23 protein-coding genes and 5 tRNA genes are annotated in these 19,339 nt (G+C 31.1%); 8 read left to right on the top strand and 20 right to left on the bottom strand.

Annotated elements, in window-relative coordinates:
* Positions 1–21 precede the first annotated feature (21 nt).
* The 15 genes from rplA to nssR form a co-directional block, all read right to left on the bottom strand.
* Positions 22–723, bottom strand: a complete 702-nt coding sequence (rplA, locus tag FBF02_RS02350; RefSeq protein ID WP_002854928.1) for a 50S ribosomal protein L1 — start codon at positions 721–723, stop codon at positions 22–24.
* A 54-nt stretch (positions 724–777) separates the two neighbouring features.
* The gene (rplK, locus tag FBF02_RS02345) at positions 778–1,203 is read right to left on the bottom strand and encodes a 50S ribosomal protein L11 (RefSeq protein WP_002779452.1); all 426 of its coding nucleotides are present in this window, start codon (positions 1,201–1,203) and stop codon (positions 778–780) included.
* A 25-nt stretch (positions 1,204–1,228) separates the two neighbouring features.
* Positions 1,229–1,762 (bottom strand): transcription termination/antitermination protein NusG, encoded by a 534-nt coding sequence (nusG, locus tag FBF02_RS02340; protein ID WP_002851098.1) that lies wholly within the window; start codon positions 1,760–1,762, stop codon positions 1,229–1,231.
* A gap of 9 nt (positions 1,763–1,771) precedes the next feature.
* Entirely contained in the window at positions 1,772–1,951 is a 180-nt protein-coding gene (gene secE, locus FBF02_RS02335) for a preprotein translocase subunit SecE (RefSeq protein WP_002854985.1), read from the bottom strand.
* Positions 1,952–1,969: 18 nt separating this feature from the next.
* A tRNA-Trp gene (locus FBF02_RS02330) sits at positions 1,970–2,045 on the bottom strand.
* 12 nt (positions 2,046–2,057) lie between these two features.
* Positions 2,058–2,216, bottom strand: coding sequence for a 50S ribosomal protein L33 (gene rpmG / locus FBF02_RS02325; RefSeq protein WP_002793551.1), 159 nt, complete (start codon positions 2,214–2,216; stop codon positions 2,058–2,060).
* A 52-nt stretch (positions 2,217–2,268) separates the two neighbouring features.
* Positions 2,269–3,468 (bottom strand): elongation factor Tu, encoded by a 1,200-nt coding sequence (gene tuf, locus FBF02_RS02320; RefSeq protein ID WP_002855271.1) that lies wholly within the window; start codon positions 3,466–3,468, stop codon positions 2,269–2,271.
* 68 nt (positions 3,469–3,536) lie between these two features.
* Positions 3,537–3,611 (bottom strand) — tRNA-Thr (locus tag FBF02_RS02315).
* A gap of 104 nt (positions 3,612–3,715) precedes the next feature.
* A tRNA-Gly gene (locus tag FBF02_RS02310) sits at positions 3,716–3,792 on the bottom strand.
* 6 nt (positions 3,793–3,798) lie between these two features.
* Positions 3,799–3,884: transfer RNA gene (locus FBF02_RS02305), tRNA-Tyr, on the bottom strand.
* Positions 3,885–3,933: 49 nt separating this feature from the next.
* Positions 3,934–4,009: transfer RNA gene (locus tag FBF02_RS02300), tRNA-Thr, on the bottom strand.
* A 91-nt stretch (positions 4,010–4,100) separates the two neighbouring features.
* A complete protein-coding gene (locus tag FBF02_RS02295) occupies positions 4,101–4,862 on the bottom strand; it encodes an amino acid ABC transporter ATP-binding protein (RefSeq protein WP_002858600.1) in 762 nt (253 codons plus the stop codon).
* Position 4,863: 1 nt separating this feature from the next.
* A complete protein-coding gene (locus tag FBF02_RS02290; protein WP_002864176.1) occupies positions 4,864–5,520 on the bottom strand; it encodes an amino acid ABC transporter permease in 657 nt (218 codons plus the stop codon).
* Positions 5,513–6,214: an amino acid ABC transporter permease gene (locus tag FBF02_RS02285; protein WP_002858512.1), complete on the bottom strand. Its 702-nt coding sequence runs from the start codon at positions 6,212–6,214 to the stop codon at positions 5,513–5,515. Before FBF02_RS02285 ends, FBF02_RS02290 begins: the two co-directional genes overlap by 8 nt.
* A 15-nt stretch (positions 6,215–6,229) precedes the next feature.
* Positions 6,230–6,826 carry a nitrosative stress-sensitive transcriptional regulator NssR gene (gene nssR / locus FBF02_RS02280; RefSeq protein ID WP_002851096.1) on the bottom strand — a complete coding sequence of 199 codons (597 nt, stop codon included), beginning with the start codon at positions 6,824–6,826 and terminating at the stop codon, positions 6,230–6,232.
* Between the two features lie 94 nt (positions 6,827–6,920).
* On the opposite strand from nssR, the gene ctb reads away from it, so the two are divergent.
* Positions 6,921–7,304, top strand: coding sequence for a truncated hemoglobin Ctb (ctb, locus tag FBF02_RS02275; RefSeq protein WP_002858471.1), 384 nt, complete (start codon positions 6,921–6,923; stop codon positions 7,302–7,304).
* On the opposite strand, the gene recG is transcribed toward ctb, so the two are convergent.
* Genes recG through FBF02_RS02260 form a run of 3 tightly spaced genes read right to left on the bottom strand, consistent with a single transcriptional unit; the run spans position 7,301 to position 11,380 of the window.
* Positions 7,301–9,124: an ATP-dependent DNA helicase RecG gene (gene recG / locus FBF02_RS02270; RefSeq protein WP_002858588.1), complete on the bottom strand. Its 1,824-nt coding sequence runs from the start codon at positions 9,122–9,124 to the stop codon at positions 7,301–7,303. The two genes, ctb and recG, sit on opposite strands and share 4 nt — an antisense overlap.
* Positions 9,114–10,334: a pitrilysin family protein gene (locus tag FBF02_RS02265; protein ID WP_002858609.1), complete on the bottom strand. Its 1,221-nt coding sequence runs from the start codon at positions 10,332–10,334 to the stop codon at positions 9,114–9,116. Before FBF02_RS02265 ends, recG begins: the two co-directional genes overlap by 11 nt.
* The gene (locus FBF02_RS02260; RefSeq protein WP_021034191.1) at positions 10,334–11,380 is read right to left on the bottom strand and encodes a dehypoxanthine futalosine cyclase; all 1,047 of its coding nucleotides are present in this window, start codon (positions 11,378–11,380) and stop codon (positions 10,334–10,336) included. The genes FBF02_RS02265 and FBF02_RS02260 overlap by 1 nt, the downstream gene beginning before the upstream one ends.
* Before the next feature lie 73 nt (positions 11,381–11,453).
* Between FBF02_RS02260 and FBF02_RS02255 the strand changes: the two genes are divergently transcribed.
* Positions 11,454–12,641 (top strand): MFS transporter, encoded by a 1,188-nt coding sequence (locus FBF02_RS02255; protein WP_002858477.1) that lies wholly within the window; start codon positions 11,454–11,456, stop codon positions 12,639–12,641.
* A 15-nt stretch (positions 12,642–12,656) separates the two neighbouring features.
* Here the strand turns inward: FBF02_RS02255 and nusA are convergent, their stop codons facing one another.
* On the bottom strand, positions 12,657–13,745 hold the full coding sequence (gene nusA, locus FBF02_RS02250) for a transcription termination factor NusA (protein WP_002858478.1): 1,089 nt from the start codon (positions 13,743–13,745) through the stop codon (positions 12,657–12,659).
* A gap of 127 nt (positions 13,746–13,872) precedes the next feature.
* Here nusA and FBF02_RS02245 point away from each other — a divergent pair, with 127 nt between their 5' ends.
* From FBF02_RS02245 to FBF02_RS02220, 6 genes are read left to right on the top strand one after another with little or no spacing between them, the layout of a single operon-like run.
* Positions 13,873–14,115: an HP0268 family nuclease gene (locus FBF02_RS02245; protein WP_002851103.1), complete on the top strand. Its 243-nt coding sequence runs from the start codon at positions 13,873–13,875 to the stop codon at positions 14,113–14,115.
* Positions 14,112–15,413, top strand: a complete 1,302-nt coding sequence (gene miaB / locus FBF02_RS02240; RefSeq protein WP_002858634.1) for a tRNA (N6-isopentenyl adenosine(37)-C2)-methylthiotransferase MiaB — start codon at positions 14,112–14,114, stop codon at positions 15,411–15,413. Before FBF02_RS02245 ends, miaB begins: the two co-directional genes overlap by 4 nt.
* Positions 15,397–16,026, top strand: coding sequence for a lysophospholipid acyltransferase family protein (locus FBF02_RS02235; RefSeq protein ID WP_002867614.1), 630 nt, complete (start codon positions 15,397–15,399; stop codon positions 16,024–16,026). Before miaB ends, FBF02_RS02235 begins: the two co-directional genes overlap by 17 nt.
* A 1-nt stretch (position 16,027) precedes the next feature.
* Positions 16,028–16,987 carry a hypothetical protein gene (locus FBF02_RS02230; RefSeq protein WP_002858619.1) on the top strand — a complete coding sequence of 320 codons (960 nt, stop codon included), beginning with the start codon at positions 16,028–16,030 and terminating at the stop codon, positions 16,985–16,987.
* Positions 16,984–17,511 carry a hypothetical protein gene (locus FBF02_RS02225; protein ID WP_002858498.1) on the top strand — a complete coding sequence of 176 codons (528 nt, stop codon included), beginning with the start codon at positions 16,984–16,986 and terminating at the stop codon, positions 17,509–17,511. The genes FBF02_RS02230 and FBF02_RS02225 overlap by 4 nt, the downstream gene beginning before the upstream one ends.
* Positions 17,501–18,019, top strand: a complete 519-nt coding sequence (locus FBF02_RS02220; RefSeq protein WP_002858493.1) for a hypothetical protein — start codon at positions 17,501–17,503, stop codon at positions 18,017–18,019. Before FBF02_RS02225 ends, FBF02_RS02220 begins: the two co-directional genes overlap by 11 nt.
* Here FBF02_RS02220 and thiC read toward each other — a convergent pair.
* Positions 18,011–19,303, bottom strand: a complete 1,293-nt coding sequence (gene thiC / locus FBF02_RS02215) for a phosphomethylpyrimidine synthase ThiC (protein WP_002858621.1) — start codon at positions 19,301–19,303, stop codon at positions 18,011–18,013. The two genes, FBF02_RS02220 and thiC, sit on opposite strands and share 9 nt — an antisense overlap.
* Positions 19,304–19,339 lie beyond the last annotated feature (36 nt).

The following is a 19,339-nucleotide window of genomic DNA, read 5'->3' as shown; positions in this document are numbered from 1 at the left end:
AGAGTTGCAAAAAAGCAACTCTTATTTCATATCAAGCAATTCTTGTGTTTCAAGCTTTACAGAAGGGCTCATTGTCAAAGATAAAGCCGCATTTTTAATATATCTACCTTTAGCTGCAGCAGGTTTATGTTTGTTAATTGCCTTTACAAAAGTGCTAACATTATCCCATAATTGTTCTTTGGAAAAACTTACTTTACCAAGACCTGCATGGATATTTCCTTGCTTATCAACACGGAAATTTACCTGACCACTTTTTGCATTATTAACTGCTTGAGCAACATCCATAGTCACTGTTCCAGTTTTAGGATTTGGCATTAAACCTTTTGGCCCTAAAATTCTACCAACTTTACCAACAAGTCCCATTAAATTTGGAGTAGCAATCAAAACATCAAAATTCATATTACCTTTTTGAATTTCTTCTACTAAATCATCGCTACCCACAATATCTGCACCAGCATTTTTCGCTTCATCAGCTTTTGCGTCTTTTGCAATTACAGCAACACGAACTTTTTTACCCGTTCCAGCAGGTAAAACAACAGATCCTCTTACCATTTGATCTGCATGTCTTGGATCAACATTAAGTTTTAAAGCAATTTCTACAGTCTCATCAAATTTAGCAGACTTTAAAGTCTTTATTGTATCAATTGCATCGCTTAAAGCATACTCTTTATTTGAATCAATTTTTTGTGATAATTCTTTTAATCTTTTTGCTATCTTAGCCATTTATTTTCTCCGCATTTTAAAGTGCTACCGCCTTTTACCTTGGCGGTGAAAGGATTAATCTACGATTTCAACACCCATAGAACGAGCTGAACCTGCAATAATTTTAGCAGCTTGATCTCTATCTTTAGTATTTAAATCTGCAATTTTCTTATCTACTATTTCTAAAACTTGAGCACGAGTTAACTTACCCACCTTATTTTTAAGTGGATTATCCGTACCTTTAGAAATTCCAGCTGCTTTTTTGATCAAATCCGTAGCTGGCGGTTGTTTTGTAATAAAAGTAAAACTTTTATCTGCATAAACAGTGATAACAACAGGGATATTAAAACCTGCCATATCTTTTGTTCTTTCATTAAAAGCCTTACAAAACTCCATAATATTAACACCTTGCTGACCCAAAGCAGGACCAACAGGTGGTGATGGGTTTGCTTTTGTGGCAGCAATTTGCAATTTAATTTCGCCTACGACTTTTTTAGCCATAACAAATCTCCTTACTTGATATAAATTAAATTATTTTCTCAACTTGAGAATATAAGATCTCCACTGGAGTTGAACGTCCAAAAATAGAAACATTTAATTTTAATAAACCACGAACCATATCATACTCTTCTACAATTGCAGTAAAGTTTGCAAATGGCCCTTCTGTGATTCTCACATTTTCCCCTTCTTCAAAAGAAATCTTTGGTTTAGGCGCTGCACGATTGTGAACTTTTTCCAAAATCAAATTAATATCTTTTTCTGTTAAAGGGGTTGGCTTTTTGGATTCTCCAATAAAACGACCAACCTTTGGAAGAGATTGAATGCGATGCCAAAGCTCTGTATTTAAATCAAGAAGTGCAAAAACGTATCCTGAATACAAACTTCTTTCGCTAATCTTCTCCTTTCCATTCTTAAATTCAATAACATCTTCAGTTGGAACAACAATTTCTTTAAGTTGTTCTTCAATTCCGTTATCTTTTACTAAATTTTCAATGGCTCTTTTAACTGCCATTTCACTGCCAGCATAAGTTTGAATTGCATACCATTTATGAGTACTCATTTACTCTCCTTATACGATCGCAGAAACAATAGAGGACATAAGCCAATCCACTAACGCCAAAAACAAAGAAATCACCGCAACAACCACAAAAACTGTAATATAGGCATTTCTTACCTGTTCTTTTAAAGGAAAAATTACTTTCCTTAATTCGGCTTTTGATAATTTAAAATAAGTTATTAATTTTTCCATTTATTTAAACCTTAATTATGGCAGGGCAAGAGGGATTCGAACCCCCAACCATCGGATTTGGAATCCGGCGCTCTACCGTTGGAGCTATTGCCCTAAGGGCGCAAGCTTAACTTTTTAGCTTAACTTCTTTGTGAAGTGTATGTTTTTTTAATCTTGGGCAATATTTTTTTAATTCTAATTTTTCAGTAGTATTTTTACTATTTTTATAGGTGCTATAATTAATATCACCACATTCTTCACACTTTAAACCAACTTTAATTCTCATTTCAATTTTCCTTAAAAAATTAAAGCCAAGCTTTTAACTTGGCTTTATTAAATTATTTAATAATTTTAGAAACAACACCTGAACCAACAGTTTTACCACCTTCACGAATAGCAAAACGAGTTCCTTCTTCAAGTGCTACTGGAGCGATCAAGCTTACAGTAATTCTCACATTTTCACCTGGCATAACCATTTCAACACCATCAGCTAATTTAATCGAACCTGTAACATCAGTTGTTCTTACATAAAACTGTGGTCTATAGTTGTTAAAGAATGGAGTATGTCTACCACCTTCATCTTTATTTAAGATATAAACTTCAGCTTCGAAGTCAGTGTGTGGAGTAATTGATTTTGGTTTAGCAAGAACCATACCACGGATAACTTCTTCTTTTTTAGTACCACGAAGAAGAACACCTACGTTATCTCCTGCTTCGCCTTGATCCATTTCTTTTCTGAACATTTCAACACCTGTTACAGTTGTTGTTTGAGTATCTTTAATACCAACGATTTCGATAGTATCACCTACTTTTACAACACCTTTTTCAATTCTACCTGTAACAACAGTACCACGACCTGAAATTGAGAAAACATCTTCAATTGGCATCAAGAAGTCTTTTTCAGTATCACGAGTTGGAGTTGGAATATAGCTATCAACTGCAGCCATAAGATCCATAATTTTTGCTGACCATTCACCATCTTGTCCAGCTTTAGCTTCTTCAAGAGCTTTTAAAGCAGAACCAGAAATAATAGGTGTATCATCGCCTGGGAAATCATAAGAGCTTAATAATTCTCTAATTTCCATTTCAACTAACTCTAAAAGTTCAGCATCATCAACCATATCTGCTTTATTCATAAAAACAACAATATATGGAACGCCTACTTGACGAGAAAGAAGAATGTGCTCTCTAGTTTGTGGCATAGGGCCATCTGCAGCAGAAACAACCAAGATCGCTCCATCCATTTGTGCAGCACCTGTAATCATGTTTTTAACATAATCTGCGTGACCTGGGCAGTCAACGTGTGCATAGTGACGATTGTCTGTTTCATATTCAATATGAGAAGTAGCAATAGTAATACCACGCTCTTTTTCTTCTGGAGCATTATCGATATTATCATAATCTTTAAGCTCTGCTAAACCTCTTCTAGAAAGAACAGCAGAAATAGCAGCTGTTAAAGTAGTTTTACCATGGTCAACATGACCAATAGTACCAATATTTACGTGTGGCTTATTACGTGAAAATTTTTCTTTAGCCATTTTTTTCCTCCGTATAAAAAATAAATTGAGCAAAGCAAGTCTTATATCTATATAATTTTTTCAATTCATGGAGCTCATAGCGGGAATTGAACCCGCGACCTCTCCCTTACCAAGGGAGTGCTCTACCTCTGAGCCATACGAGCGCTCAGAAAAATTATACACAATAACAGACAACAAAAACTCTTAAATGGGATATATACTGTAAGTTAAAGGTTTTAAAATACAGCTCCCAGTTCTTTTAAATTATTGGAGCGGGAAACGGGACTCGAACCCGCGACCCTCAGCTTGGAAGGCTGATGCTCTAGCCAACTGAGCTACTCCCGCAAAGCATGGTGGTGAGTCGTGGATTCGAACCACGGAAGGCGAAAGCCAGCAGATTTACAGTCTGCCCTCGTTGGCCACTTGAGTAACTCACCATAAAAATATTGCTTTTTCAATATTCTGGTCAAACACTGCTAAAATAAATGGAGCTGGTTAAGGGACTTGAACCCCCGACCTGCTGCTTACAAGGCAGCTGCTCTACCAACTGAGCTAAACCAGCAAAAATAAAAGTAAGATTATAACTCAAAAAAAAAATTTTGTCAAGACTTTTTTAGTTTTTCTATAAAATTTTAGTCTTGTAAATTTTATTATCATAAACCAATATTATTTTTATCTATATTATGATAATCAAATAAATTTAAAAATTTCTTTGCTCTTTCGCTTTTTGGATTTTTAAAAAAACTTTTAGGATCATTTTCTTCGATGATTTTTCCTTCATCCATAAAAATAATTTTATCTGCTACAGCTTTAGCAAAACCCATTTCATGAGTAACAATAAGCATAGTCATACCCTCTTTTGCAAGATTTAACATCACTTCTAAAACTTCTCTGACAATCTCAGGATCCAGCGCTGCTGTAACCTCATCAAAAAGCATTAACTCAGGATTCATGCATAAACTTCTTACTATGGCAATTCTTTGCTTTTGTCCTCCGCTAAGTTCTCTTGGATAAGCATGAATTTTATGCAAAAGCCCCACCTTTTCAAGCCAAATTTTAGCCTCTTTTAAAACCTCATCTTTCTTTCTTTTTTGCACTTTCATAGGCCCTAGAAGTATATTTTCTTCAACACTTAAATGCTCAAAAAGCTCATAAGATTGAAAAACCATACCAACTTTTTGACGCATTCTTGGCCATTCTTTAAAATCTTTATCTATTTTCTCATTATCAATATAAATATTACCACTTGCAATCTCTTCAAGCCCATTAATACAACGCAAAAGCGTAGATTTTCCACATCCGCTAGGACCTAAAATCACCACAACTTCTTTAGCCTTAACTTCTAAATTAATATCTTTTAAAGCATGATGCGAACCATAATACTTTTGTAAATTTTCTATTTTTAGTATACTCATTTTAGCTCCATTTTTTCTCTAATTTTCTTGAATATAAAGTGATAGGATAACAAAGTATAAAAAAGATAAAAAAAATCAAACCATAAATAATAAAAGGTGCAAAATCATTTCTATTATGAAATTCTATAATTTGTTGCCCTACTTTTACAAGCTCTACCGCGCCGATTAAATAAGCAAAGGTTGTACTTTTAATCATACGAGTAAGTAAATTCATGCTCATAGGAGTTAAACGACGCATAGCTTGTGGAATAATAACATAAGCAAAACTTTGCACCGTATTTAAACCTAAAGATGATGCACTTTCATACTGATGTTTTGGAATACTCTGCAAGGAAACACGCACCAAATCCATCATCTCAAAACAACCCCAAATGCTAAAAACAATAATAGCTGCACTTACAGAACTCAAATCCCACCCAAACCATCTAGGAAAACCAAAATACACCACAAAAAGCCATACTAAAAGTGGCATAACACGCACAAATTCTAAACCCAAACGACAAAAAGCATAGATATAGGTATTTTTAAAACTCATTAAAATTCCTAAAAATAACCCACCTATCGAAGTAATAATAATGCTGATAAATGAAATTTCAAGAGTGACAAAAAGCCCTTGCCAGAGTCTTAAAAGCGTATCGGTATTTAAAAGTTCAAGCATGAAGCAACCTTTTTTCAAACTTTAGCAAAATAAAAGACAAAGGCAAAATAATGCATAAATATCCCATAAACAACAAAAACAATAGCTCATCTGTCTTATAGGTTAAGGAATTTAAACTCTTCATTAAATTCACCAAATCTGGCAAGGCAATAATACTAACGACTGAAGTTTCTTTGATTAAAAATATAATATTAGCACTAATACTTGGCATAGAAATAGCCAAAGCTTGCGGCAAAATCACATAACGCAAATTTCCAAATTTTGAAAAACCCAAAGAAAGTCCCGCTTCAAACTGCTGTTTTCTTATGGCTTCAAATCCCGCTCTTAAACTTTCAGCCATATAAGAACCTCCTAAAAAACTAAGTCCTACTATAGCACAAGCAAAAGAAGGCCTTAAAGTTTCTTCTACGCTTAAGCAAATCAAATCAAGCGGTGGAATTTGCTCTAAATGTATATTAAATTTAGGTAAAGCATAATATAAGAAAAAAAGTTGAATTAATAAAGGCGTATTTCTTGAAAACTCTATATAAAGCTTGCAAATATTTTCTAAAATTTTTATTTTAAAATAACTCATTAAAATACAAAACAAACCTATTATCAAAGAAAAAATAATTCCAAAAAAGCTTAGTTTTATCGTAAGCCAAGCAGCCGTTAAAAAAGCAGGAGCTTGAGCTAATATAAAATCAAAATCCATTCTCTACCTTAAATTTTACCAAAGTTCTTTCATGATCATATCTTTATTTAAAATTTCAATTCTACCTTTTTTTGTATCAATAAGTTCTGAAATTTTAAGTTCTTTTAACACTCGAGATAAAGATTGCGCTCTAACATTTAAATCAATTGCAATTTGTTTTTGTGAAATTGTATCTAAATTTTTTTCATTTTCCAAAAGATACTTTAATAATCTCGTCCTTAAATCTAATGCATTTTGAGATAATTTCTTTTCTAAAATTTTAATTTTATCAAAAAGTGAACTGATAAGTAAAAAATTGAATTCTTTATTTTCACTGCATAAATTTTGAAAATTAATAAAATCAATTTCCAAAATTTCTCCATCCTCTTCAAAAACAGCATTAGCAGGATAATTTAATTTTTTAAAAGCAGGCATTTCTGCTATAAAATTTGGAGGATTAAAATAATGCAAAGTAATTTCTTTATCACTTGCTGTACTTTTATAAATGCGTATTTTTCCCTTGAGTAAAATAAAAAAATTTTTAGCCTCTTCGCCTTCATAAAATAAAATACTATTTTTTTGAAATTTTTTTAATTTTCCTACACTAGATAAAAGTTCTAAATAATCTTTCATTATATAATATTTCCATTCTTAACTTATGTTAAATTTAATTTATCTTATTTTTGCTATATTAACGCCATAAAATTAACATTTAAGAAAGGCTTATATGAAATTTGAAACAATTAATCAAGAAAGCATAGCAAAACTCATGGAAATATTTTATGAAAAAGTTAGAAAAGATAAGGATTTAGGTCCTATTTTTAACAATGCTATTGGAACAAGCGATGAAGAATGGAAAGAACATAAAGCAAAAATAGGAAATTTTTGGGCAGGCATGCTTTTAGGCGAAGGTGATTATAATGGGCAACCCTTAAAAAAGCACTTAGATCTACCTCCTTTTCCTCAAGAGTTTTTTGAAATTTGGCTAAAACTTTTTGAAGAAAGTTTAAATATAGTTTATAATGAAGAAATGAAAAATGTCATTTTACAGCGTGCACAAATGATAGCTTCACATTTTCAAAATATGCTTTACAAGTACGGCGGACATTAATTTGGCAATTTTTTTGCCAAATCTTTTTTTACCTTTTCTAAAATCTCCTCATCCTTGGAAAAATCAAAAAATTTAAACTCATTTCCATGTTGCATAAAACCATCGAGCAAATCTCCACTCAAACGATTTTTAAGATCAAGCTCTGCTATTTTAAACCCATCTAAAGTGCTAGCAAATTCTTTTAAACGACTCGGAATTTCTTTAAGCTTAGTATAAAGATAGCAAGCACTTTTAAGCCCTACACGACCTACACGGCCACGAAGTTGATGTAAAGTAGCAAGTCCTAAACGTTCCGCTCCTACAATCACTATCATACTCAATCTTGGCAAAGAAATACCTACTTCCACCACTGTAGTGCTTAGTAAAATATTTCCCTCGTCTCTAAAACGCTCTAAAATTTCATCTTTTTGTTTATCTTTTCCATGAGTTACAAAAACTTTTTCATAATGACTCTGCCAATATTCTTTGGCCTGCTCTAAAGAAAGATAAGGAATCTTATCACTAGCACTCAATAAGGGATAAATAATGATAATTTGATGATTTTTAGCGATTTCTTCTTTGATCTTCTCGCTAAGCTTAGAAAAACCTTCATTTTGTATGCAATAAGTTGTAATATCTTTTTTAAAAGGCATTTGTTTAATAAAGCTAAAATTTAAAAGTTCAGATTGTATCATGCTTAAAGTTCTTGGAATAGGCGTAGCTGAAAACTGTATAAAATGAGGGGCAAATTCTTGTTTATTTAAAGAATGAATTTTCTCACGCTGAGCTGATCCAAAACGATGTTGTTCGTCTATCATTACAAGTACGGCATTATGGCTTTCTAAATGAATTAGAGCATGAGTGCCTATAACAAGATTTGCTTTTTGGATATTTTGTTCTAAATCTTTTTCTTTTTTACCCCCTTTAATAAACAAAATATTCATAAAATCAGGTAAAAATTTCTTAGCCTCTTCATAAAGCTGATACGCTAAAATACTAGTAGGTGCCATTAAAATAGCTTGCTTAGGATAAACCATCAAAGCCGCACCAAGTAAAACCAAGGTTTTACCACACCCCACATCACCCATAATCACACGCCTTTTGGCTTCTTTTGAGTGTAAATCTTTTTCTATGTCTTTTAAGGCATTAAGCTGATCTTTAGTAAGAGAAAAAGGCAAATCTTTAAGCCAATTGGCTATATTAAAAACATTGATTTGATGAGCTTTAAAATGCGTTTTTTTAGCTTTTAAACGCTTTAAAAAATTATATATTTCTATATATTTTAAATCTTTGCTAAAATTTTGCAAATTTTCAAACATAAAAAAACTTTTTTCATCATAAGCATGCAAATTTAAAAGAAAATGTATATATTTATCCTCTATGCCACTTTCTTTTAAATTTTCATAATTAAGATATTTATGTATAAAAGCAGCAATTTTTGTATCTTTTAAACCTAAAATTTGATACTTTGGACTAAAACCCTCAAAAGAAGTTAAAATTTTAGGATTGTTAAATTGCCAAGTGTGATTAAAATGCGAGAGTTTAGCATTAAAAATAAGCTCTTTTCCTACCTTACAAATACCAAAATGCCAAGCTCTAGGATGAAAAAACACAAAAGAAATATTTTCTTGCCATTCCTCACAAAAACCTAAACCAAAAAGTTGATTTTTTCTTGAACTAACGCTTTTTATAGTGATTTTTTGGGTACAAATTTCATTTTCTTTAGGATTTTTACTTGGATTTAAATTTTCAATTTTTTTAGGTAAAAGAAGCGCTAAATCAATAGCACTTCTAATTTTTAATTTTTTAAAAAATTCAAAATCACTTTCTTTAATTTTCATTTTGTATGCTTGCAAAACTTATATTTAAAAGCTCTTGATGTTTTTTAATATAAGCATTTATGGTTTCAAGTTTAACCTTTTCCATAAGTTTTAACTCTTCTTTATAATATCCCAAATTTAAACCTTGATAAAATTCGTTAAAAGACATAGATAAACGCTTGCTTAAGCTTTCATAACGCAAAGGAGTTGATCCTATGAGAAAATTTTTAGCTTGATCAAGTTCATTTTGAGTCATGCCATTTTTTATAAAATCTTCAAAAAGCTCTTTTACGATTTTTTTAGCTTCTTTAGCGCTTTCATTTTTAGTTTGTAAATATCCAAAAACTCTAGAAAAAGACATATTCATATCAAGCATAGCATAAGCTGAGTATGCAAGACCTCTTTTAACACGAATTTCTTCCATAATCCTTGAACCAAATCCTCCTTGCCCTAGCACAAATAAGGCAATTTTTGCAAGATATAAATCCTTATCTTTAAAATCAGCAAAAAAAGGCGTAGCAAAATAAATATAAGCTTGTTCACTTTCTGGGCGTACCAAAATTTCATCTTTGATGTTTTTGCCTAACTCATATTTTTTTGGAGTATTTTTTTTGCCTATTTGAAGTTTTGATAAGAGTTTTAAAAGATCTTCCTTGGCTTGTTTTTCTTCTAAATCTCCTCCTAAAATCACAACCAAATCACTAAGATGGATAAAATTTTTATAAAAATTTTGCAAATCTTTTAAAGACAAAGTTTCTATACTTTTTTCATCTCCATCATTTGGACTTTGAAATTCTTTACATTTAAAAATTTGAGCATTGAGTAAATTTTTTGCTAAATAATCAAAATCACTATTTTTACTCGCGAGCTCACCTAAGGCATTGATTTTTAATTTTTGCAAAGTTTTTTCTTCTATTCTTGGTTTTAAAAGCAATTTTTCTAAACTCTTTAAAGCAAAATCAAAATTTTCTTTCAAGCAAGAAAGATTGATTTCCAAACTTTCAAAACCACTACTTGCCTCTAAATTTATCGCTCTAAATTCTAAATCCTTAAAAAATTTATCATCCACGCCTTCATTTAAAATACGTGAAAACATCTTAGCTAAGCCTGCTATTTCATCATAACTTCTAGCACAATTTCTAAAAACAAGCTTTAAAACAACAATAGGAAAATCAGAATTTTTTTCAAAAATAAAAGGGATTTTAATACCCCTACTCTCTAAATACTGCATTAAAACCTTTCTAAAATTTCATAAGCGGTATTGCGTTTAGCTGGATTTTCGCCTAAACTTCTAATCAGCCTTATCATCTCATCTTGATTCATTCTATAACTTGCTCCTGCAGCACTTACTACATTTTCTTCCATCATAGTTGAGCCTAAATCATTGGCCCCAAATTTTAAAGCAAGCTGGCCTATAAGTGAGCCTTGAGTTACCCAAGAACTTTGTAAATTTTTAAAATTATCTAAATAAAGTCTTACTAAAGCTAAAAGTCTTAAATATTTGTTAGAACTTTGTTTCATAATCTCTGGATGTTTTTGGATTAAAACAGTATTATCACTTTGAAAGCTCCATAAAATAAAAGCTCTAAATCCCCCTGTTTCATCTTGTAATTTTCTCAAATGCTCAAAATGATCGATGATTTCTTCATCATTTTCAACCGTTCCAAACATCATAGTAGCTGTACTTTTCATACCAATTTTATGAGCTTGGCGATGTACTTCTAACCAAGTAGCTGTATCACATTTATTTGGTGCGATAATATCACGCACCCTATCGCTTAGCACCTCAGCACCTGCTCCTGGTATAGAAAATAAACCTTTAGCTTGCAATCTTTTTAACACTTCAGTGATTGAAATTTTAGATGCTTTTGCAATATAAGCGATCTCAACTGCTGAAAAACCATGCACAGTGATATTTGGATAATGTTCTTTTATCCAAGAAACTAATTCTTCATACCATTCTATTTTTAATTTTGGATGCACCCCGCCTTGAAAAAGAATTTGTGTTCCCCCGATAGCTTCAAGCTCTTCTATCTTTTTGCCTATCTCTTCAAAGCTTAAAATATAAGCATCATCTTCTTTATGATGGCGATAAAAAGCGCAAAAAGAACAATCAATACAACAAACATTGGTATAATTAATATTTCTATCCACAACAAAAGTGGTGATTTTTTCAGGATGAAGTTCTAATTTTCTTTTATAAGCCATTTCTCCAAGTTCTGTTAAACTTGCATGGTGTAATAAATCTAAAGCTTCTTTTTTATCCAGTCTTTTCAAAATTTTTCCTTGTTTTTTACATAATTAAAATAATTATAGCATTTAAAATATAAATTATGCTATAGTTTCGCTTATGAATTACATTGAACTATTAAAAAATAATAAAAATATCAGAATATTAGCTTCGGTTCAGTTTATAGTATATTTTGGAGCATGGTTTTCTCAAACGGGAGTTTTTACCCTTTTAGTCGAACTTAATGCTCCTACTTGGGCAACAGCTACAAGTGCTATGCTTGCTTTTTTACCTGGAGTTTTACTTGCTCCTATTAATGGCGTCATAGTAGAGAAAAATAAACCTAAAAAACTTTTACTCAGTATGATTAGCATAGAATTAATTTCTATTTTTTGTCTTATTTTTGTCACAAGTCTTAGTATGCTTTGGCTTTTATTTATTTTAATTTTCATAAGACTTTGTGTTGCTTCGATTTATTTTCAAGCTGAAATGAGTTTATTGGCCAAAATTTTAACTCCTCAAGAACTTAAACTCGCTAATGAAATGCACAGTGTCATTTGGGCGATTTCTTATACAGCAGGTATGGCAAGTGCGGGAATTTTTATTTATTTTCTAGGAGTTAAAACCGCTTTTCTATTTGACTGTATACTTATACTCATAGGCATTTCTTTTTTAGTAAGATTAAGCATTCCTGATTTTCATCAAAAAACACAAAGTCGCTTTTTTACCATGATAAAAGAAGGATTTTTCTATGTTTTAAACAATAAGATAATTTTTCATCTTATCTTGCTTCACGCTTTTATAGGTTTAACTGCTTATGAAACCTTGGTTACGCTTTTAGCGCAACATCAATATAAAGAAGTTTTATCTGCTGCTTTAGTAATAGGGTTTTTAAATGCAGTACGTGCTTGTTCTTTAGCTATAGGACCTATGGTTTTAAGCAAATTTATTAATGATAAAAATTTATTTTACATGTATCTTGGTCAAGGCTTGGGTATTATACTTTGGGCTTTAACTCAATTTAATTTTTATATTTCTTTTTTAGGTTTAATCGGTGCAGGTTTTTTTACCTCAGCGCTTTGGGCTTACACCTACACTATGATACAAAAAAATGCCGACAAAGAATATCATGGTAGAGTGATCGCTTATACAGATATGATTTATCTTAGTTTTAGCGCTATTATTTCAATGCTTATGGGCTTTTTATTTGAAATAGGCTTGAGTTTAGAACTAATTACAGGCTTATTGGGTATGATTTTTATCTTTGCGGCATTTTATTGGAAGTGGTTTTATAAAAAATATTTGTGAAAATTCACAAATATTTTAAATTTTAAACAAATCTTGAAGATTTTTCATTGCTTCTTCATTGCTGATGGCATTATTTAGCTGCGATGAGCTTAATTCATTGAGCTCTATTTCATAACCACTTAACATAGAAGCAAGGCGAATATTAATACCATTTTTTCCTATAGCTTTGCTTTTTTGTTCGCTATTTAAACTTACAATAGCTTTTTTATCTTCAATTTTTACAGAATTTACAATAGCAGGAGCCAAGGCACGAGAAATTAAAATTTCACTCTCATTTGTAAATTCTATACAATCAATATTTTCATTATGAAGCTCTTTGCTTACCGCATTAATTCTTACACCTTTAACACCTACTGTAGCTCCTACAGGATCGATATTTGTTCCATTGGCCTGAAGAATGATTTTTGCTCTTTCACCTGGAATTCTAGCACATCCTATAATATTGACATAACCATCTTTGATTTCTGGAACCTCAGCTTCAAGTAAACATTCTAAAAATTTAGGACTTGTACGACTAAGCTCGATTTTAATACCCTTATCTGTATAAACACGGCGTATCACAGCTTTTACCACATCACCTATTTTAAACTTTTCCCCTTTAATGCGATTTTTTCTCGGTAAAAAAGCTCTTAATTCATCTATTTCAATAAAAGTATTTTCTTCATTATCCACTCTAACAACTGTACCAAAAACCATTTGCCCTACTTTGTTTTTATACTTTTCAAAAATAGTTTGTTCTAATAATTTTTGTATATGATATTCAAGTTCTTTATGCAAGGTATTTACCGCAGTTCTTCCTAAATTTTCCAAAGAACATTCATAGGTTAATTCATCTCCTATTTCAACATCTGGAGCTTCTGATTTTGCCTTACTTAACGCGATAAAACTCTCACTTTTATTTTGCAATCTCTCGTCATTATCTGCTACTATGGTAATTTTTTGATAAAGATTTAAATTTTTAGGATCCACAAAAAACTCATATTCTTGTCCATAAATTCTTTTTGCAGTATTGATTAAAGCGGTAGCTACCTTTTCTCTTACATTCTCTAAGTTTAAATTTTTTTCATTAGCAATAGATTCGATAATATCTGCTATCTTTTCCATATTTTATAAAACCTTTTTTGTGGGAAATTTAAATAATGTAGATAAAAATTATATCCTTAATAAGTTTAATTAAAAGTAAAATTTGCTAAAATTATAGATTAAAATGAAAATTCTTAAGGATTTAGCTATGGAATTAAAATTGGCAAGAACTTTGATTAATGAAAAACCTAAAAATATTAGCCTAGAAAAAATCGAAGAGGCTATAGAAAAAGAAGGACAAAAGTTTTTTTATTTTGATAAAGATAATACACACAAACAACTCATTGCCCTTGTAAATCATTTTGAAAAAAAAGGAGTAAGCATTTATCATAGAACCGTAAAATACGGACTTGATGATAATGATTTTATGTATGAGGTACATATTCTTTGAGTGCTAAAAAACTTTTTATCCAAACTTTAGGTTGTGCGATGAATGTCAGAGATTCTGAGCATATGATCGCAGAATTAACACAAAAAGAAAATTACGCACTAACAGAAGATATCAAAGAAGCAGATCTTATTCTTATTAATACCTGTTCAGTGCGTGAAAAACCTGTGCATAAACTTTTCTCAGAAGTGGGTGGCTTTGAAAAAGTTAAAAAAGAAGGTGCTAAAATAGGAGTTTGTGGATGCACTGCATCACATTTGGGAAATGAAATTTTCAAACGTGCTCCTTATGTGGATTTTGTTCTAGGGGCAAGAAATATTTCCAAAATCACTCAAGCTATAAAAACTCCAAAATTTATGGGCGTGGATATAGACTATGATGAAAGTGAATTTGCTTTTGCAGATTTTAGAAATAGTATTTATAAATCCTATATTAATATCTCCATAGGTTGTGATAAACACTGCACTTATTGTATAGTGCCACATACTAGAGGAGATGAAATTTCCATACCTTTTAACATCATCTACAAAGAAGCTCAAAAAGCTATTGAAAAAGGCGCTAAAGAGATTTTCTTGCTAGGACAAAATGTCAATAACTATGGCAAAAGATTTAGAAACGAACATAAAAAAATGGACTTTTCAGATCTTTTAGAAGAACTTAGCACTATAGAAGGTTTGGAACGCATTCGCTTTACAAGTCCACATCCTTTGCACATGGATGATAAATTTTTAGAAGTTTTTGCCAATAATCCAAAAGTTTGCAAATCCATGCATATGCCTTTACAAAGCGGCTCAAGTGAAATTTTAAAAGCTATGAAGCGTGGCTATACTAAAGAATGGTATTTAAATAGAGCTTTAAAACTTAGAGAACTTTGTCCAAATGTTAGCATTTCTACAGACATTATTGTAGCTTTTCCAGGGGAAAGTGAAAAAGATTTTGAAGAGACTGTAGATGTTTTGGAAAAAGTGCGTTTTGAACAAATTTTTTCTTTTAAATACTCCAAACGCCCTTTAACAAAAGCCGCAACCATGCCTAATCAAATCGATGAAGAAATAGCTTCAAGAAGACTTAGCACCTTACAAAATCGTCATAGTGAAATTTTAGATAAAATTGTAAAAAAACAAGAAAATAAAACTTTTAAAGTTTTATTTGAAGAATTAAGAGCAGGCAATAGCATTGCTGGAAGAACAGATAATAACTTTTTAGTTCAAGTTGAAGGTAGCGAAGAACTTTTAGGGCAATTTAAAGAAGTAAAAATAACTAATGCAAAGCGTATGGTTTTATATGGGGAAATCGTTTAAAATCCATTGCTTAACATATATAATTTTCATCTTACAATGGCTTATTTTTTTAAGCTGTAAAAAGCACTATAAAGGTGAAAAAGTTGACCGTAAAGCTGGTGTGATACTTTTTTGGCATGGAAAATTAGCACTCATGCCTTTTGCGTTTAGACATTATAGACAAAAAAATAAAAAAGCCTATGTCATGATCTCCCACCATAAAGATGGAGAGCAAATTGCAAAAATCATCAAGCTTTTCGGTCTTGATACTGTAAGAGGAAGCACTTCAAGGGGTGCTAGCAGTGCACTTAGAGCTGCATTTAAAGTTTTAGAACAAAATGACGATATAGTTATCACGCCCGATGGTCCACGAGGGCCTTATCATAGTATTTCAGATGGTTCTATCATTTTGGCTCAAAAAAAAGAACTAAAGATAAGAATTTTAAACTATGAAGCAAATCGTTTTTGGAAATTTAAAAGTTGGGATAAGATGATCTTGCCAAAACCTTTTAGTAAGATTACTTATAGTCTAAGTGAACCTTTGGATATTTTATCTTTAGATAAAGAAAAAGCTAAAGAATTTCTAATGAAACAATTTGATAAAATTAGCTTAGCTGATCAATTTAAGGAATGAAATGTTATTTTTACTTAAAAAAATATTTCCACAACTTTTTATTAGTATTATTTTAGAAGATAAAAAAAATATTGTAAAAGCTTCTATTTATAGAGGAAATAAACTAATCAGTAGCAATGAAAAAACTTTTGATAAAAGTGAAAATTTATTAGAGTACATAAAAAATTTAAGCAAGCATTTCTTATTTTACCACACTGCTTTATTTTTAGACGCCAAAGAACAAGGATTAATACCTAGTACAAATATTCAAGATTGTGAGCACTTTAATATAGGAAAAATCAGCTTACAGCATATTTTGCTTAATAATGCCCTTGTTTATACGGCTACCGAACATGTAGAATATTATAGCGAGCTTTTTGAAGAATATAGAGGTTTAGATTTTTTATATTCCCCTTTTGCTCTTCTTTACTACAATATGCAAAAAGAAAAACAGCCTGATGATCAAATTTTACTTTATGGATTTAAGCAAGGATATCTTTTGGCAATTATTGTTGCTAAAGGCAATACTATTTTATACGGTGATTTTAAAATATTTGAGCAAGAATTAGGTTTAGAGCTTGAACTTCCATCAGAAGATAATCAAGAAATTGAAAACAACAACGATGATACTGAAGTTACCTTAGATAACTTCAATGAAGCCTTAAATAATAAATTTGATCTACTTGATCAAGAAAATAATCTTGAAACTTTGGATAATAATGATAATTTTAATCTTGATGAATTAAATCAATTTAGCAATGATATGGAACTTTGCCGTTATATTATTACGAGCATTGAAAAATTTTATAATGATGATAAATATGCTGGGGTATTTATCAATGGTATTTTATTATATAGCGAATCAGATATTAACATAAATGCTATTGATTTTTTAGAAAGTGAAACTTTTTTAGAGATAAAAACGAAACAAATCAACACCTTAGATCTTATGATAGAATTGATGCGAAAGGAGGTTAAATGACTTATAGCTTTATACAGCCAAGAAAAAAACCTATTTTCACACTCTTTGATAAAATTTGGCTAGGACTTTTTGGTTTTAGTATATTATTTATCTTACTAGTATATTTTACATATACAATAAAAATTGCATTAATCAATAGCTCTATCGATGATGAAAAACAACAAGTTATAGTGCTTCAAAATCAAACTAAGCAAAATGAAATGCTTTATGAAATTTTATTTGATCAAAGCCAAATAGCGAAAAATTTTAACACTCAAAATCAAATTGTTAAAGAAAGCTTAAGAAATCTATTTGATATTATTGTAAAAACTGATAATATTACTCTTGAAAGTGTTGAACAAGACGAATATTCCTTAAAACTTATCGGAGTCACTCCTACAAGAGAAATGTTTACTCTACTTTTAGAAACCCCTTTAAAAAGCATCTTTGATCAAAGCTACACAACCTATTATCGCTTAGATAATGGGTGGTATCGTTTTGTTAGTATTAGCAAACAAATTCCAGGAGTTGCAGATGAAAGATAAAAGCCTAGAAGAAATTGATTTATTAAAGCTTATCATTTGCGCGTTAAGTTTTATAAGCGTTTGCACAGCCTTGATCTTATTTTTACTTTTACCGACATTAAAAAATTACAAACAAGCAAATCTTAGAGAAAATTCACAACTTGCTATCTTAAAAGCTGCTAAATCAAAATTTGACTTTAGCGAAGATAAAATATCAACTCTAAGAAGCGAAAACAACAAAAGTTTAGAGCAATTTGAGCAAAATTTTAATATAGGAAATTTTAATATTTTTTTACAAAAATATTTTCAAAATGTAAAAATTCAAGAAACTAAGCCCGAAAAACAAGAAAAATATCTAAAAAACCGCTTAGCCATTAAAGCGACAATGAATAATCCTAGAAGACTTTATGATTTTATTGATGCTCTAAAAAACTATAATAATTTAATCAAGCTTGATTATCCACTTAATCTTAAAGCAGGAGAGCAAGGTATCTCTATAGATCTTACTCTCAAAGTTTATTCAAGCTAAACTCACATCTTCGCCTTTTAAAATTTGATTCATAGTATTCATTGCACACATTTTTCCACACATGGAACATGAGTTTAAATCATCAGGGCGACGCTCATTAAACATTTTTTTAGCCTTTTCTCCATCAATAGCAAGTTTAAACATTTTCTCCCAATCTATCTCTTGTCTAGCCTTACTCATCTCATCATCTCTTGCTCTTTCTTTTGGAAGTTTAGCTATATCTCCCGCATGAGCTGCAATTTTAGTCGCAACTATACCCTCTCTAACATCTTCTAAATTTGGAAGTCTTAAGTGTTCAGCAGGTGTTACATAACACAGCATATCAGCACCGCTAGCTGCAGCCACAGCTCCTCCAATAGCACCACTAATATGATCATACCCTGCGCCAATATCTGTTACCAAAGGTCCTAAGACATAAAAAGGCGCTCCTTTGCATAAACGCTTTTCTAATTGCATATTTGCCTCTATTTCATTAATAGCCATATGCCCTGGACCTTCTATCATTACTTGAATCCCAACATCCCAAGCCCTTTGAGTAAGGAGTGATAATTCTATAAGTTCTGAAATTTGTGCCCCATCACTTGCATCGTGAGTAGAGCCAGGACGCAAAGCATCGCCCAAAGATAAAGTTACATCATATTTTAAACAAATGTCAAGCAAATCATCATAATACTCAAAAAAAGGATTTTCAGCATCTTTCATCATCATCCAAGCATAAAGTACAGAGCCTCCTCTTGAAACTATATTTGTAAGTCTTTTACTTTGTTTAAAAATATGCGCTGCGCGAGAATTAATACCTGCATGAATTGTCATAAAATCAACCCCACTTTTAGCATGATGATATACAACATCTAAAAAGTCTTTGGCATTAATTTGCTTTAAATCTTTTTCTAAAAATCCTACCGCATCATATACAGGAACTGTTCCTATCATAGCTTTTGAAACATTAACAAGCTCGTCTCTAAAACGACTTGTTTTGCCATAATTGCTTAAGTCCATAATCGCTTCTATGCCAAATTTATGAGCAAGCTCTACTTTTTTCATTTCCTCGCTATAATCAACGCAATCATTTGAAACTCCTAAATTTACATTAACCTTAGTACGCAGTCCAAAACCTATACCATTTGGATCAAGACTTTTATGATTAATATTTGCAGGGATAATAATTTTACCGCAAGCAATATTTTCAAGCAAAAAATCTTTACTTAAATTTTCTTTTTGCGCAACAATCTGCATTTCTTTAGTAAAAATACCTTCTTTGGCATAATTCATTTGAGTTTTCATAAATTTATCCTTTAAAAAATTTGGATAAATGAAGGG

This window comes from Campylobacter sp. CFSAN093226 (assembly GCF_012897595.1).
Taxonomy (GTDB): domain Bacteria; phylum Campylobacterota; class Campylobacteria; order Campylobacterales; family Campylobacteraceae; genus Campylobacter_D; species Campylobacter_D jejuni.
The sequence above is the reverse complement of the archived record's forward strand: the minus strand, read 5'-3'. Positions and strand labels throughout refer to the sequence as shown.